At 59.3% G+C, this 15464-nt stretch carries 13 protein-coding genes; 11 read left to right on the top strand and 2 right to left on the bottom strand.

Features of this window, described 5'->3' with window-relative positions; genetic code table 11:
• Positions 1 to 6 precede the first annotated feature (6 nt).
• The 6 genes from agaW to CLM71_RS13395 all read left to right on the top strand — a co-directional run bounded on the left by agaW (position 7) and on the right by CLM71_RS13395 (position 6175).
• A complete protein-coding gene (agaW, locus tag CLM71_RS13420; RefSeq protein WP_105231447.1) occupies positions 7 to 786 on the top strand; it encodes a PTS N-acetylgalactosamine transporter subunit IIC in 780 nt (259 codons plus the stop codon).
• Positions 776 to 1657: a PTS N-acetylgalactosamine transporter subunit IID gene (agaE, locus tag CLM71_RS13415; RefSeq protein ID WP_105231446.1), complete on the top strand. Its 882-nt coding sequence runs from the start codon at positions 776 to 778 to the stop codon at positions 1655 to 1657. The genes agaW and agaE overlap by 11 nt, the downstream gene beginning before the upstream one ends.
• Before the next feature lie 16 nt (positions 1658 to 1673).
• The gene (gene agaF / locus CLM71_RS13410; protein ID WP_105231445.1) at positions 1674 to 2108 is read left to right on the top strand and encodes a PTS galactosamine/N-acetylgalactosamine transporter subunit IIA; all 435 of its coding nucleotides are present in this window, start codon (positions 1674 to 1676) and stop codon (positions 2106 to 2108) included.
• Positions 2109 to 2194: 86 nt separating this feature from the next.
• Positions 2195 to 3349, top strand: coding sequence for an SIS domain-containing protein (locus CLM71_RS13405; protein WP_105231444.1), 1155 nt, complete (start codon positions 2195 to 2197; stop codon positions 3347 to 3349).
• Positions 3350 to 3357: 8 nt separating this feature from the next.
• Entirely contained in the window at positions 3358 to 4236 is an 879-nt protein-coding gene (gene kbaY, locus CLM71_RS13400; RefSeq protein ID WP_105231443.1) for a tagatose-bisphosphate aldolase subunit KbaY, read from the top strand.
• Between the two features lie 49 nt (positions 4237 to 4285).
• Positions 4286 to 6175, top strand: a complete 1890-nt coding sequence (locus CLM71_RS13395) for an enterotoxin (RefSeq protein ID WP_105231442.1) — start codon at positions 4286 to 4288, stop codon at positions 6173 to 6175.
• 59 nt (positions 6176 to 6234) lie between these two features.
• Here CLM71_RS13395 and CLM71_RS13390 read toward each other — a convergent pair whose 3' ends face one another.
• Positions 6235 to 7116 (bottom strand): alpha/beta fold hydrolase, encoded by an 882-nt coding sequence (locus tag CLM71_RS13390; protein WP_105233396.1) that lies wholly within the window; start codon positions 7114 to 7116, stop codon positions 6235 to 6237.
• Positions 7117 to 7397: 281 nt separating this feature from the next.
• On the opposite strand from CLM71_RS13390, the gene CLM71_RS13385 reads away from it, so the two are divergent.
• The 4 genes from CLM71_RS13385 to CLM71_RS13370 all read left to right on the top strand — a co-directional run bounded on the left by CLM71_RS13385 (position 7398) and on the right by CLM71_RS13370 (position 12461).
• Positions 7398 to 7979, top strand: coding sequence for an ABATE domain-containing protein (locus CLM71_RS13385; RefSeq protein WP_105231441.1), 582 nt, complete (start codon positions 7398 to 7400; stop codon positions 7977 to 7979).
• 410 nt (positions 7980 to 8389) lie between these two features.
• Entirely contained in the window at positions 8390 to 8848 is a 459-nt protein-coding gene (locus tag CLM71_RS13380) for a (2Fe-2S)-binding protein (RefSeq protein WP_105231440.1), read from the top strand.
• Positions 8845 to 11082 carry a xanthine dehydrogenase family protein molybdopterin-binding subunit gene (locus tag CLM71_RS13375; protein ID WP_105231439.1) on the top strand — a complete coding sequence of 746 codons (2238 nt, stop codon included), beginning with the start codon at positions 8845 to 8847 and terminating at the stop codon, positions 11080 to 11082. The genes CLM71_RS13380 and CLM71_RS13375 overlap by 4 nt, the downstream gene beginning before the upstream one ends.
• Positions 11083 to 11108: 26 nt before the next feature.
• A complete protein-coding gene (locus CLM71_RS13370) occupies positions 11109 to 12461 on the top strand; it encodes a cytochrome c (RefSeq protein WP_105231438.1) in 1353 nt (450 codons plus the stop codon).
• A gap of 68 nt (positions 12462 to 12529) precedes the next feature.
• Here the strand turns inward: CLM71_RS13370 and ychF are convergent, their stop codons facing one another.
• Positions 12530 to 13621, bottom strand: coding sequence for a redox-regulated ATPase YchF (gene ychF / locus CLM71_RS13365; protein ID WP_105231437.1), 1092 nt, complete (start codon positions 13619 to 13621; stop codon positions 12530 to 12532).
• A 354-nt stretch (positions 13622 to 13975) separates the two neighbouring features.
• Between ychF and CLM71_RS13360 the strand changes: the two genes are divergently transcribed.
• Positions 13976 to 15451, top strand: coding sequence for a SulP family inorganic anion transporter (locus tag CLM71_RS13360; protein WP_105231436.1), 1476 nt, complete (start codon positions 13976 to 13978; stop codon positions 15449 to 15451).
• The last annotated feature ends 13 nt before the right edge of the window (positions 15452 to 15464 follow it).

Below are 15464 nucleotides of genomic sequence, written 5' to 3'. Positions count from 1 at the left end.
CAGGCAATGGAAATCACTCTGCTGCAGGCCTGCGCGCTGGGCATTCTCGCCTTTATCGCCGGCCTGGATATGTTTGACGGTTTAACCCATATGCACCGCCCGGTGGTGCTTGGTCCGCTGGTGGGGCTGATCCTCGGCGACCTGCATACCGGCATTCTGACCGGCGGCACGCTGGAGCTGGTGTGGATGGGGCTGGCGCCGCTGGCGGGCGCGCAGCCGCCCAATGTGATTATCGGCACCATCGTCGGCACCACCTTTGCCATCACCACCGGGGTAAAACCGGACGTCGCCGTCGGCGTCGCGGTGCCGTTCGCCGTGGCGGTGCAGATGGGAATCACCTTCCTGTTCTCGGTGATGTCCGGCGTGATGTCACGCTGCGACAGGATGGCGGCCAACGCCGATACCAAAGGCATTGAGCGGGTGAACTACCTGGCGATGCTGGCGTTGGGATGCTTCTACTTTCTGTGCGCGTTCCTGCCGATTTACTTTGGCGCGGAAGACGCCAAAACCGCGATCGATGTGCTGCCGGCGCGGCTGATTGACGGCCTTGGCGTGGCGGGCGGCATTATGCCGGCCATCGGCTTCGCCGTGCTGCTGAAGATCATGATGAAAAATGTCTATATCCCCTATTTTATCATCGGCTTTGTGGCGGCGGCCTGGCTGAAGCTACCGGTGCTGGCGATTGCCGCGGCGGCGCTGGCGATGGCGCTGATTGATTTGTACCGCAAAGGCCCTGAGCCCAATGCGCCGGCCCCACAGCAGGAGGAATTCGAAGATGGCATCTAACCCGAGCACGCTGCCGAACAACGTTTCAGACGGAGAGGGGACGCTGTTGACCGGCGCTAATGAGAACCTGTATGAAGACCAGCGCGTCGGCGCGGAGCTGAGCCGCAAGGACATCAACCGCGTCGCCTGGCGCTCCATGCTGCTGCAGGCCTCGTTCAACTACGAACGCATGCAGGCCGCCGGCTGGCTGTACGGTCTGCTGCCGGCGCTGAAAAAAATCCATACCAACCCGCGCGATCTGGCGCGGGCGATGAAAGGACATATGGGGTTCTTTAACACCCACCCGTTTCTGGTGACCTTTGTCATCGGCATTATTCTGGCGATGGAGCGCTCCAAGCAGGACGTGAACAGCATCCAAAGCACCAAAATCGCCGTCGGCGCGCCGCTCGGCGGCATCGGCGACGCCATGTTCTGGCTGACGCTGCTGCCGATTTGCGGCGGTATCGGCGCCAGCCTGGCACTGCAGGGTTCGATCCTCGGCGCGGTGATCTTCCTGCTGCTGTTTAACGTGGTGCACCTGGGGCTGCGCTTTGGGCTGGCTCACTATGCCTATCGCATGGGCGTGGCGGCGATCCCGCTGCTGAAAGCCAATACCCGGCGGGTCGGCCATGCGGCGTCGATCGTCGGCATGACGGTGATTGGCGCGCTGGTGGCGACCTACGTACGTTTGTCGACGACGCTGGAGATCACCGCCGGTGACGCGGTGGTCAAGCTGCAGAGCGACGTGATCGACAAGCTGATGCCGGCCTTCCTGCCGCTGATGTATACCTTGCTGATGTACTACCTGGTGCGGCGCGGCTGGAGTCCGCTGCGGCTAATCGCGATCACCGTGGTGTTGGCGATAGTCGGTAAGTTCGCTCACTTTCTGTAAGCCGGAGGCGTTCACGATGATAGGCATTATTCTTTGCGGCCACGGCGGCTTCGCCAGCGGGCTGGCGCGGGCGATGACGCAGATACTGGGCGAGCAGCCGCAGTTTATGGCGATCGATTTTACCGAAAGTTCGAGCACATCGCTGCTGACCGCACAGTTGGAGCAGGCGGTTGCGGCACTCGATGCGCACGAGGATCTGGTGTTTCTGACCGACCTGCTGGGGGGCACGCCGTTCCGCGTCGCGTCGACGCTGGCGATGCAGCAGCCGGGGCGGGAAGTGATTACCGGCACCAATCTGCAACTTTTGTTGGAGATGGTGCTGGAGCGTGAGGGGCTGAGCAGCGAAGCATTTCGCCGGCAGGCGCTGGCGTGCGGACGCCGCGGGTTGACCAGCCTGGCGGATGAGCTGGGGCGCTGCCGAGAGGAAAAGCCGCTGGAAGAGGGCATATAACCCACTGCATGCGAATAGCCCAAAAACGTCATCAGGCGAAATGCCGCCACGCCCGATATTGATGTCACACGACTAAGGATGAAGTTATGCCACAAACCGAGACTTGCCCGACCGGTGCTACGGGCACCTGGACAGAAGCCGAGATCCGCCAGCAGCCGGCCAGTTGGCTACGGGCGTTAAATGCTATCGATAACCTGCGCCAGTCGCTTGAGCAGTTTCTTGCGCCGCTGCTATTGAATGAGGATTTACGCATTGTGCTGACCGGCGCCGGCACCTCGGCGTTTATCGGCGAGATTATCGCCCCCTGGCTGACGTGCTACACGGGCAAGAATTTCAGCGCGCTGCCCACCACCGATCTGGTCACCAACCCGATGGACTACCTGAACGCCGCCCACCCGCTGCTGCTGGTCTCCTTTGGCCGCTCTGGTAACAGTCCGGAAAGCCTGGCGGCCATTGAGCTGGCGAATCAGCTTGTGCCGGAATGCCATCACCTGGTGATTACCTGTAATGAGGGCGGCAGCCTGTATCAAAACGCGCGTGACGACGGCAATGCCTTCGCACTGCTGATGCCGGCAGAAACGCACGATCGCGGTTTTGCCATGACCAGCAGCATCACCACCATGATGCTCAGCTGTCTGGCGGCGTTTGCGCCGGCGGTATTTAACGTCGGGGCGTTCCGCGACGTAGCCGAGCGCTGCCGCAGTATTCTGGCGTCGCTGGACGATGTCCGCGAGGGCGTGTTCGGCAGCCTGCCGTGGAAGCGCGTCGCCTACCTCGGCAGCGGCGGCCTGCAGGGGGCGGCGCGCGAAGCCGCGCTGAAAGTGCTGGAGCTGACCGCCGGCCGGCTGGCGGCGTTTTACGATTCGCCGGCCGGCTTCCGTCACGGCCCGAAATCGCTGGTGGATGACGAGACGCTGGTGGTGGTGTTTATTTCCAGTCATCCCTATACGCGGCGTTACGACCTGGATCTGCTGGCCGAGCTGCGGCGTGATAACCAGGCGATGCGCGTGCTGGCGATCGCGGCAGAGCCGGACGCGATGATTGAGCAAGGCCCGCATATCCTGCTGCCGCCTTCACGCGGGTTCAACGATGTGGAGCTGGCGTTCTGTTTCCTGATGTATGCGCAGATGTTCGCACTGAGCGAATCGCTGAAAGCGGGCATCACGCCGGATACGCCTTCCGCCAGCGGCGCGGTAAACCGGGTGGTGCAGGGCGTGGTTATTCATGCATGGCAAGCGTAGGAGGCACCATGAGCATTATTTCCACCAAGTATCTGTTACTGGACGCGCAGGCCAACGGCTACGCCGTGCCGGCGTTCAATATTCATAATGCCGAGACTATTCAGGCGATTTTGGAAGTGTGCGCCGAACTGCGCTCGCCGGTGATTCTGGCGGGGACGCCCGGCACCTTCAGGCATATCGCCTTTGACGAGATCTATGCACTGTGCCGCGCCTATTCCGACAGCTACCGGATGCCGCTGGCGCTGCATCTCGACCACCATGAATCGCTGGACGATATCCGCCGCAAGGTGCAGGCCGGGGTACGCAGCGCGATGATCGACGGCAGCCATTTGCCGTTTGACGATAACGTCCGGCTGGTGGCGTCGGTGGTGGCGTATTGTCACCGTCATGACTGCAGCGTGGAGGCCGAGCTGGGCCGCCTGGGCGGCGTGGAGGATGATATGGCCACCGACGCAGAGCAGGCGTTTATGACCGATCCGCAGGAGGCGCGGCGCTTTGTGGAACAAACCGGCGTCGACAGCCTGGCCGTCGCCATCGGCACCGCACACGGCTTATACACCAAGCGGCCGAAGATTGATTTTCAGCGGCTGGCGGCCATTCGCGATGTGGTCAGCGTGCCGCTGGTGCTGCACGGCGCCAGCGATGTGCCGGACGACTTCGTGCGCCGGGCGATTGAACTCGGTGTCTGCAAAGTCAACATTGCCACCGAGCTGAAGATCGCCTTCGCCGGGGCGGTGAAGCAGTGGTTTGCCGATAACCCGCAGGGCAACGATCCCCGTTATTACCTGCGCGTGGGCATGGATGCAATGAAAGAGGTGGTCAGCAATAAAATCAGCCTGTGCGGCTCGGCGGGCCGCATCGGCGCGGAGACGGCGCTGACGGCGTAATGCGCCGTTATTACCGTTACCTTCGATAACAACAATAAGGACCTCTGGAATGAAGAAAGTCACCCGCGTGGCGCTGTTGGCGCTGCTGGTTGCCAACGGCGCGACCGCCGCGCAATATGCGCTCGACAATGAGAAGATTGCCGTAACCTTTGACGAGGGCAAATCGGCGCTGGCGATTAAAGATAAGGCCGGCGGAAGCCGGCTGGCGCCGCAGGAGCTGTTTTTTCTGACGTTGCCGGATGAAACGGTAATTCATGCTGCGGATTTCACGCTGAAGAGCGTCAGCCAGCAGGGCGATGCGATCGTGCTGGCGTATACGCGCCCGGACTTCAACGTCAGCGTGACGCTCAACACGCTGCACGGCAAGTATGCCCGCATCGATTATAAGATTACGGCGCTGAAGCAGGCGCGCAGCGTGGCGAAGATCACGTTCTTCCCGACGAAGAAGCAGTCCCAGGCCCCGTATGTTGACGGTGCGATTAACAGTTCGCCGATTATCGCCGACTCATTCTTTATCATGCCGGAAAAACCGATAGTCAATACCTACGCCTACGAGGCCACCACCAACCTGAATGTGGAACTGGTGACGCCGATACAGCCGGAAACGCCGGTCAGCTATCGTATCTATTTCGGCACCTTCCCGCAGGTCGGCCAGCTGCGCCGCAGCGTCAACCAGTTCATTAATACGGTGCGCGCGCGGCCGTATCAGCCTTATCTGCACTACAACAGCTGGATGGATATCGGCTTTTTCACCACCTATACCGAACAGGATGTGCTGAAACGGATGGACGAGTGGGACAAAGCCTTTATCAGCGGGCGCGGCGTGAAGCTGGATGCGTTCTTGCTGGACGACGGCTGGGATGACCGCACCGGCCGCTGGCTGTTCGGCCCGGCCTTCCGCCACGGCTTTGGCACTGTGAAAAAGAAAGCGGAAAGTCTGCACAGTTCGGTCGGCCTGTGGCTGTCGCCGTGGGGCGGCTATAACACGCCGCGCGATATACGCGTCTCCCACGCCAAAGAGTACGGCTTTGAAACCGTTGACGGCAAGCTGGCGCTGTCCGGCCCGAACTACTTTAAGAATTTTAATCAGCAGATCGTCAAGCTGATCAAGAACGAGCATATCACCTCGTTCAAGCTGGACGGCATGGGCAACGCCAACGCGCATCTTGCCGGCAGCCCGTTCGCCTCGGATTTTGATGCTTCGATCGCGCTGCTGGACTCTATGCGCGCCGCCAATCCGAATCAGTTTATCAACCTGACCACCGGCACCAACGCCAGCCCGTCCTGGCTGTTTTATGCCGATTCCATCTGGCGGCAGGGGGATGATATCAATCTGTACGGCAAAGGTTCGCCAGTGCAGCGGTGGATGACCTACCGCGATGCGGAAACCTATCGCTCGATCGTCAGAAAAGGGCCGCTGTTCCCGCTGAATTCACTGATGTATCACGGCATTATCAGCGCGGAAAATGCCTACTACGGCCTGGAGAAAGTACAGAGCGACGACGACTTTGACGACCAGGTGTGGAGCTTCTTCGCCACCGGTACGCAGCTGCAGGAGCTGTATATCACCCCGTCGATGCTGAACGACCATAAGTGGGATACGTTGGCGCAGGCGGCGACGTGGTCGCGGGATAATGCCGATGTGCTGGTCGATACCCACTGGATCGGCGGTGACCCGACGCGGCTGGAGGTATACGGTTGGGCGTCGTGGCAACCGGAGAAGGCGATTTTCGGCCTGCGTAACCCGCTGGATAAGCCGCAGGCCTATTACCTGAACCTGAGTAAAGACTTTGAAATCCCGCAGGGCGCCGCCACCCGCTTTAGCCTGAAGCCGGTTTACGGCAACAATGCCACCTTCCCGCAGGCGTATCAGCAGGCGCTGGTGGTTACCCTGCAGCCGCTGGAAACGCTGGTGTTTGAGGCGACGCCGGTCAAATAGGCGCAGCTTAATTCCGACTAGTAAAAATCCACGCTGCGGCGTGGATTTTTACTATCGGCTCAGACCCGTTCGCCGCCAATCACCTCGCGGATGCGTTTGGCGATGTGCGCCACGTGGGTTTCCAATGCAAAGTGGCCGGTATCGAGCAGCTCGACGACGGCATCGGGGGTGTCGCGCTTAAAGGCTTCAGCGCCCGGCGGAATGAAAAAGGGATCGTTTTTTCCCCAGATAATCAACATCGGCAGTTGGGCTTTACGGAAGAACGCCTGAAAATCGGGGTAGCGCTTCAGATTGTTGGCGTAGTCGAGAAACAGATCCAACTGGATGTCCTTGTTGCCGGGGCGCTCAAGCAGCAGGGCATCCAGGTGCCAGGTTTCGGGCGCGACGCGTTCAGGTTCCGGCACCCCATGCAGATACTGCCAGCGAATACCCGCCAGATTCAGCACCGCGTCGTTAACCGCCTGACGGTTGTCGGCGGAGGCGTCCTGCCAGTAGGCGCGGATTGGCGCCCAGGCGTCGCCGAGCCCCTCCAGATAGGCATTGCCGTTTTGTGAGATAAACCCGGTTACCCGCTCAGGATGGTTGAGCGCCAGCCGCAAACCGGCCGGCGCACCGTAGTCGAAAACAAACAGCGCGTAGCTTTCCAACCCCAGCGCCTCGACAAAATGCGTAAGTGTCTGACCCAGTGCATCGAAGCTGTAACGGTAGCGGCGCTGCGCGGGGATTTCGCTAAAGCCGAAGCCGGGCAGATCCGGCGCCACCAGATGGAACTTATCCGCCAGCAGCGGGATCAGCTCGCGGAACTGGTGAGATGAACTGGCAAAACCGTGCAGCAGCAGCAGGGTCGGGCTTTGCGGATCGCCGGCTTCACGGTAGAAAACGCGTACGTCGTCGGCATCGACAAACTGATAGCGTACGGGGAAATAGCGGTTCATGGTCATCATCTGGCTCCGTCTGTAACTGTTAAAGTTGTTTTTAATGGTTACCTGAAGGGTGAGTATGGCGAAATAATGTAACCTGTCAATTGTGTTTTTAATGGTTACAGTGGAAGGGTGAACCGCAAAAGGCGGGGAGCCGTGTAGATATTTTTTCTATTTCATCTGGTTAGCAGCAGCGTTATCGCGTTGGTGTGCTGCTTCACATCGGTAAAATGATTTTGTAACTGTTAATTTGTCAGTTTATGAGTTACGTTACGGTTCGTTTATGTGCCACGGAGGCGTCGATGTCTGCCCACTCCCATAGCGTTGAAGGTCCGCTGTTTGTTGCCGACCACGGCGCGCTCGATTTCTTAAATACGGTAGCGCAGTTGGACGGGCAGCCTTATGACTTTTGGCAGTCTGATGATGACGTCCACCACTGGCTGGCGCTGGCCGGGTTGGCCGCTGCGCCGGACACGCCGACGTTTGCCGAAGGTGCTTTGCTGCATGAAGCGCGCCGGCTGCGGGACACCGTCAGGCAACTGGTCAGGCAGAGAAAAGCCGGAGAAACGCCGGATCCGGCGGCGCTGAACCGCTACCTGAGCGCCGTCGTCAGCCATCAGCAACTGGTGGCGGATCGGCAAGGCGGGCTGAGTATTAAACGCATCTATAGCAATCAGACGCCGAGGCAACTGCTGGCGCCGGTGGCGGAGCTGGCGGCGTCTCTGTTGGTCGAGACGCATTTTGAGCTGGTGCGTGAATGTGAACACCCCGACTGCACGCTGTGGTTTTATGATCGTACCAAGTCGCACCGTCGCCGCTGGTGCAGCATGGCGCTATGTGGCAACCGGGCGAAGGTCGCCAGATTTCGCCAGCAGAGGAAGTAAGCTGCGGCTTGGTGGGCGGCTTTTGTCCATTGGGTGATAACCCCGTATAACCGATTAAAATATTGCCGGTAACGCGTGTTCAGCGGTACAGGCCAATTCTCCTGTCCCTTATCCCCGACCTCCATTTCATGATGTCCGCGCCTTAAACAGCGCGGGCTGCGCTTCGGCCACGGGAAACGGCCTGGCGCGCTGACGCATCCGACGTAGCGATTTGTGAATTTTTTTCATAACCACATTGAGCAGGAAACTGTTAATTATTTGTCTAATATTTGTAAATATAAAAAGTCTTCTTCATCTCCGTCATTTTTCTGACGTACCCACCCTTATCAGCATTGCGGGGTAGCCATTGCCTGAGCCTGCAAGCTGAACAGCCGTCATTGTGAGCACTATTTTATCTGGAGCGGTTAGCGATGGAACTCGATATCAACAACAAGATTTATCAGACCGATGCGGACGCGGATACGCCGCTGTTATGGGTTATCCGCGACGATCTGGCCATGACCGGCACGAAATATGGCTGCGGCCTGGCGCAGTGCGGCGCCTGTGCGGTTATGGTGGACGGCCAGGCCGTGCGTTCCTGCGTGACGCCGCTGGAGACCGTCGCCGGGAAAAAAATCACCACCATTGAGGCGATCGAAAGTGATGACGTCGGCAAGCGCGTGGTGGCGGCGTGGGTTCGGCATCAGGTGCCGCAATGCGGTTATTGCCAGTCTGGCCAGGTGATGGCGGCAACCGCCTTGTTAAAGCATAACGCTCATCCTTCGGACGAGGAGATTGCTGCGGCGATGGTGAATTTATGCCGCTGCGGTACCTACAACGCTATCAGCGCCGCCATTCATGAGGTTGCGGGGGAGGGAGACAACGCATGAAACGACGCGATCACGATCTGACAGCTCTGGATGAGCAACCGGTTAACCTTTCACGGCGTCGTTTTCTGCTGGCCGGCGGCAGCCTTGCCGGCGCTTTGGTGCTGGGCGTCGGTTTGCCGATTGGGCAGAGCCGCGCTCAGGCGGCTGAAGCCGTTTTAGCGCCGGGGACGCGGGTGCCGGCATTCCTAGAAATCCTCCCCGACAGCTCGGTGAAATTCCTTTCGCCGTTTATCGAGGGCGGACAGGGGATATTTACCGCGATGGCGCAGATAGTCGGTGAGGAGCTGGATGCCGATCCGGCGACCTTTATCGTCGAGAATGCTCCTGCCGGTTCACAATATCAGGTGATGGAGGGCGGGATGCGCATCACCGGCGGCAGCCAGTCGGTGCGGGCCAGCTACACCACCATGCGTCGTCTCGGCGCGCTGGCGCGGCAGATGCTGCTGCAGGCAGCGGCGGCGGAGCTTTCCGTGCCGGTTGACCAGCTGCAGACCGAGCCGGGACGGGTTATCCATGCGGCTTCCGGTCGTTCGCTGAGCTATGGCGAACTCGCCGCCCGCGCCCGCGATTTATCCGTTCCGTCGCCGGATTCAGTGACGCTTAAAGATCCTGCCCGCTTCCGTTGGATCGGCAAACCGGTTCAGCGCCTCGATATGCATGAAAAGTCGACGGGCAAGGCCGTCTATACCATCGACTGCCGCGTTGACGACATGTTGCATGCCGCCGTCCAGCATGCGCCACGGCTTGGCTTGCATGCCGGCAAGTTGCGTAATGAAGATAAGGTCAAGGCGATGAAAGGCGTGCACTCGGTACATGTACTGCCGGGGGCGGTGGCCGTGGTGGCGGAGCGCTGGTGGCAGGCGAAACGCGCCGCCGAAGCGCTGCAGGTTGAGTGGCTGGAGCCTGACACGCCGGACGGTAACTATATGCCTGCCGATTTCTCCTCTGAAGCGTTTGCCGCCGTGCTGGCGCAGGAGCCGGGCAAGGGCGAAGACGCGGAAGTGAAGGGTGATATCGCGCAGGGAATGTCAGCGGCGGAAACCACGCTGAGCGCGACCTATCACAGCCAGTATCTCAATCATGCCCAGCTTGAGCCGCCTTCCGCGCTGGCGCGCTTTAATAACGACGGCACCCTGGAGCTGTGGATACCGAATCAGGCGCCGGAAATGTTTCAGGCCGACGTGGCTAAACGCACCGGACTCGCCCCTGAAAAAATCATTATCCATTCACCGCTGCTCGGCGGTTTCTTTGGCCGCCACTTTGTCTATGACACCGCGATGGTGTATCCGCAGGCCATTGCGCTGGCCAAAGCGGTTGGCCGGCCTATCAAGCTGATCTGGAGCCGGGAGGAGGAGTTTCTGCGCGACACCCATCGGCCGATGGCCGCAGTGCGTTTCCGTGCCGGGCTGGATGCGCAGGGCTACCCCGTGGCGCTGGAGGCGGTCAGCATCTGCGAAGGGCCGACGGAAGGGCAGGCAGGCAAACACGGCGAGCAACTGGATCCCACGGCATTGGAAGGCTTGACGGGTAAAGCGTATGCCATTCCCAACGTGCGTATCGCGCAGATCTATAAAAAGGGGCCGGTCAAGCTGGGCTACTGGCGCTCGGTGGGCAACTCAATGAATGATTTTCTCTATGAGTGTTTCCTCGATGAGATCGCCGATAAGAGCAAGCTGGATCCTTTAGCCTTGCGACTGCATTTGTTGAAGGGGAATCAACGGCTGACGACGTTGCTCAACACAGTGGCGGAGATGTCCGGCGGCTGGCAGGCCGGCCCTTATACCGCGCCTGACGGCAGCCGCCGGGCGCGTGGGGTGGCGATGGCCTCGCCGTTTGGCTCTGAGGCGGCGGCCATTGCCGAGGTTTCCATCGAGAATGGTCAGGTTAAGGTGCATCAGGTCTGGGAGGCGATCGATCCCGGCAGCATTGTTAATCCGGCAATCATTGAGGCGCAGGTCAATAGTGCGGTTGCCCTTGGGCTATCTCAGGTGCTGCTAGAAGAGAGCGTGTATGAAAAAGGCCAGCCGGTCGCGCGCAATTACGATATGTACCCGATTCTGCCGCCCTCGCGCATGGCGCCGGTGCAGGTACGCATTGTGGAGAGCGGCGCCAAAATGGGCGGCATTGGTGAGCCGCCACTGCCCGCCATACCGCCGGCCGTGGCGAACGCCGTCTCCCGCTTGACCGGCGAGCGGATCCGCTCCATGCCGCTGTCACGTTTTAACTTCAGCTGAGCCGCAGGCGCTTAAGGGAAAGAATCATGAAACTGAAAAGGCTCGGCCTGATAGTGGCCGGTTTGGTGGGCGTCGCCGCGGTGGCGACCGTGTGGCTGCTGCGTACGCCTGCTTCAACGTTTGATCATGAGCCGACGGACACGTCGGCAATCTCCGCCGATCTGATTCGCCAGGGGGAGTATGTCGCCCGGCTCGGCGACTGTGTGGCATGCCACAGCACGCCGGACGGCGCGCCTTTCAGCGGTGGCCTGGCGATGGCGACGCCGGTAGGGAAAATCTACACCACCAACATTACGCCTGATGACGAGACCGGCATCGGGCGCTACACGCTGGCCGATTTCGATCGCGCGGTGCGCCACGGCGTCGCACGTGACGGCCATCGCCTGTACCCAGCCATGCCGTTTCCTTCTTACCAGAAGCTGAGCGATGAGGACGTGGCGGCGCTGTATGCCTTTATGATGCAGGGCGTTAAACCGGTATCCCGCCAGAATAGCCCGACAGAAATTCCGTGGCCGCTGAATATGCGCTGGCCGCTGGCGCTGTGGAGCGCGGCGTTTTCCCGCGGTGGGCCTTATCAGGCGCAGGAGAGCCAGGACGAACAGTGGAACCGTGGCGCGTATCTGGTGGAGGGGCCGGGGCACTGCGGCAGTTGCCATACGCCGCGCGGGCTGGCCTTTAATGAGAAGGCGCTGGACGCCGGCAGCCAGGAGTATCTGGCCGGCGCGCTGCTGGACGGCTGGTATGCGCCAAGTCTGCGTAACGATGCCAATACCGGCATCAGCCGCTGGAGCGAAGAGGACGTTGTGACATTCCTTAAGCAGGGGCGCAACCAGCACGCCGTGGTGTTCGGCTCAATGACTGATGCGTTCAACAACTCAACCCAGTTTATGAGCGATGACGATCTGCGCGCGATCGCCCACTATCTGAAGGCGTTGCCGGCCAGCAGTAATAACAACGGTAACGCCTGGCGATATCCGCAAGGAGAAGCCTCAGCTGCTGCGCCGGACGGCAGTGGGAGTCATCCCGGCAGGCAGACCTATATGGCGCGCTGCAGCAGCTGCCACGGTGCGGATGGTCGCGGTCAGGCACCGTGGATCCCGCCGCTGGCCGGCGCGACGTCAATGCAGGTTGATGCGTCGTCTTCCATCAACGTGGTGCTGAACGGCTCCGCGCGTATTGTGGCCGACGGCGTGCCGGATGCCTACCGTATGCCGCCGTACCGTAAACAGCTTACCGACCAGCAGACCGCCGACGTACTGAACTTTATTCGTACCTCATGGGGGAATCAGGGCGCGGAGACGGATGCCAAGGCGGTTGGGGAGCTACGCGAGAAAACCGATCCCGCCAGCAGCAACGTTATTATCCTGCAGATGCGTTAAGGGCGAGCGGTGATGATGAATAAAAAAACCACGCGTTAGCGTGGTTTTTTATGGGGAGAGGTTGGCTATCAGACGTTAAACAGGAAGTTCATTACGTCGCCGTCTTTGACGATGTACTCTTTACCTTCAGAGCGCATCTTGCCGGCTTCTTTCGCGCCTTGCTCGCCCTTGTAGGTAATGAAGTCGTCAAATGCGATGGTCTGCGCGCGGATAAAGCCCTTCTCGAAGTCGGTGTGGATCTTGCCGGCTGCCTGCGGTGCGGTAGCGCCGACCGGGATGGTCCAGGCGCGTACTTCTTTGACGCCGGCGGTGAAGTAGGTCTGCAGGTTCAGCAACTGGTAACCGGCACGGATCACGCGGTTCAGGCCCGGCTCTTCCAGACCCAGTTCGGCCATAAACTCGTCGCGCTCTTCGTCATCCAGTTCGGCAATGTCGGACTCAACGGCGGCACAGACGGCGACCACCACGGAGCCTTCGCCGGCGGCGATTTCACGCACTTTGTCGAGGTACGGGTTGTTTTCAAAGCCGTCTTCGTTCACGTTGGCGATGTACATGGTCGGCTTCAGCGTCAGGAAGCTCAGGTAGCGGATGGCTGCTTTCTCTTCCGCACTCAGATCCAGCGCGCGCAGCATGCCAGCGTTTTCCAGGTGCGGCAGGCATTTTTCCAATGCGGCCAGCTCTGCCTTGGCGTCTTTATCGCCGCCTTTGGCTTTCTTCTGGATGCGGTGCATGGCGCGTTCACAGGTATCCAGGTCGGACAGCGCCAGCTCGGTGTTGATCACATCAATATCCGATGCCGGATCGACCTGGCCGGAAACGTGAATGATGTTGTCGTTTTCAAAGCAGCGCACCACGTGGCCGATCGCTTCGGTTTCGCGGATGTTGGTCAGGAACTGGTTGCCCAGGCCTTCGCCTTTGGAGGCGCCTTTCACCAGGCCCGCGATATCGACGAATTCCATGGTGGTCGGCAGGATGCGCTGGGGTTTGACGATCTCGGCTAACTGGTCCAGACGCGGATCGGGCATCGGAACCACACCGGTGTTCGGTTCAATGGTGCAGAACGGGAAGTTGGCTGCTTCGATACCCGCTTTGGTCAACGCGTTGAACAGGGTGGATTTGCCTACGTTTGGCAGGCCGACGATACCGCATTTGAATCCCATGTTGTTATCACCTTAAATATCTTAACTAACAACCAGTTAGCATTAACTGGCCGCATAAAGGGCAGAATAATTGCGTCATTATACACGTAATGCGCATCTATCACGATCCCGGCGTGAGGGCGGAGAGTTTTGCTTACGAAGTTTGTGTTGAGATCTTGCTCACGTTTCAACATACTGTTTACTATCTTTAACCAACAGGAAACGCGCGGATGTACTTCTTGCCTACTCCACCCTGAGTTTTCCCGCCCGCTTACTCTCTCTGTAACAGCATTGGCCTTGCGCCGGCGCTGATGTTTTTTGCTGCCTGCATCAGGCATGCACTGTTTTTGCAATCTCAGACTATCTGGAAAATTTATGCTTAACCTGAGCAACTTCAGGCTGGCGGACGTCAAGAATGAAGTCCTGGCCGGCTTTGTTGTCGCGGTATCCATGATCCCGGAAGCCGTCGGCTTCTCCCTGGTCGCCGGGCTGTCGCCCATCGTCGGCCTGCATACCGCATTTATTATCGGCCTGACCACGGCGCTGTTCGGCGGTAAACCCGGCATGGTGTCCGGCGCGGCCGGCTCCATCGTGGTGGTGTTAATGAGCCTGGCAGCCCAGCACGGGATGGATTACGTGCTGTGGGCGACCATTTTTGCCGGCGTGATTCAAATCCTGATCGGCATTTTCCGCCTGGGGAAATTTATTCGTCTGGTACCGCTGCCGGCGATTCATGGCTTCGTCAACGGCCTGGCGATCGTTATTATGTTGGCGCAGCTGCATATGGTTGCCGGGCAGGGGCCGCTGATGTACGGCCTGGTGCTGCTGGCGATTCTGGTGGTGGTATTCTTCCCGCGTCTGACCAAGGCGATCCCGGCATCTTTGGCGGCGCTGATCGTGGTGTCGGCGCTGGCGATCGGGTTTGGACTGAATACGCTGCGGGTGGGGGATTTGGCGGATATCTCCGGCAGTCTGCCGCACTTTAGCCTGCCGATGGCGCCGTTTACGCTCGATATGCTGAAGGTGGTGCTGCCATACGCCGTGATTATCGCGTTGGTCGGTTTGATTGAATCGCTGTTGACCATGACGGTGCTGGATGAAATGGGCAACAGTAAAGGCAACGGCAACCGTGAAAGCATCGCCCAGGGGGCAGGGAATACTATTTGCGGGCTGTTTGGCTGCTTTGCCGGTTGTGCGATGATCGGCCAGTCGATCATCAACTTCACCTCCGGCGGCCGTGGCCGCATCTCTGCAGCGGTTGGCGCTATTTTGCTGATTCTGTTTGTGGTCAGCCTGTCATCCTACATCGGTTATATTCCCGTTGCCGCGCTGGCCGGCATTATGCTGGTGGTGTGCTATAACACCTTCGAGTGGAGTTCGCTGCGCCGCTTAAAAAGAATGCCGAAAGAAGACGCCTTTATTCTGCTGACCGTCACCGTTATTACGGTATTTGCAGATTTGGCCGTGGCGGTTATCAGCGGTGTCATTATTTCGGCGTTGGTCTTTGCCTGGAAACAGGCAAAAATATCTATCCGTGATAAAAAAGAAGAAAACAACACCGTTGTTTATTCTTTAGCGGGGCCGCTCTTTTTCGGATCCACGACGGACTTTGCCGAGCTCTTTGACCCTGCACACGATCCGGCGTTGGTTATTTTAGACTTTGCACAGACCCGGGTGATGGATTCCAGCGGCGTAGAGGCGATTGATAAGCTCACGGCGCGCTACCTGGCCGCCGGCAAGACGGTGCGTCTGCGTCATCTAAGCGCTGACTGCGTCAGTCTGCTGAAGCAGGCTGGTCCGTTCTGTCTTCATGAATTGGACGATCCCACCTATCGCGTTGCCGCAGACTAAAATGTCAAACCCC

It is taken from the genome of Serratia sp. MYb239 (assembly GCF_002966855.1).
Classification (GTDB): Bacteria; Pseudomonadota; Gammaproteobacteria; order Enterobacterales; family Enterobacteriaceae; genus Serratia_B; species Serratia_B rhizosphaerae.
The sequence above is the reverse complement of the archived record's forward strand: the minus strand, read 5'-3'. Positions and strand labels throughout refer to the sequence as shown.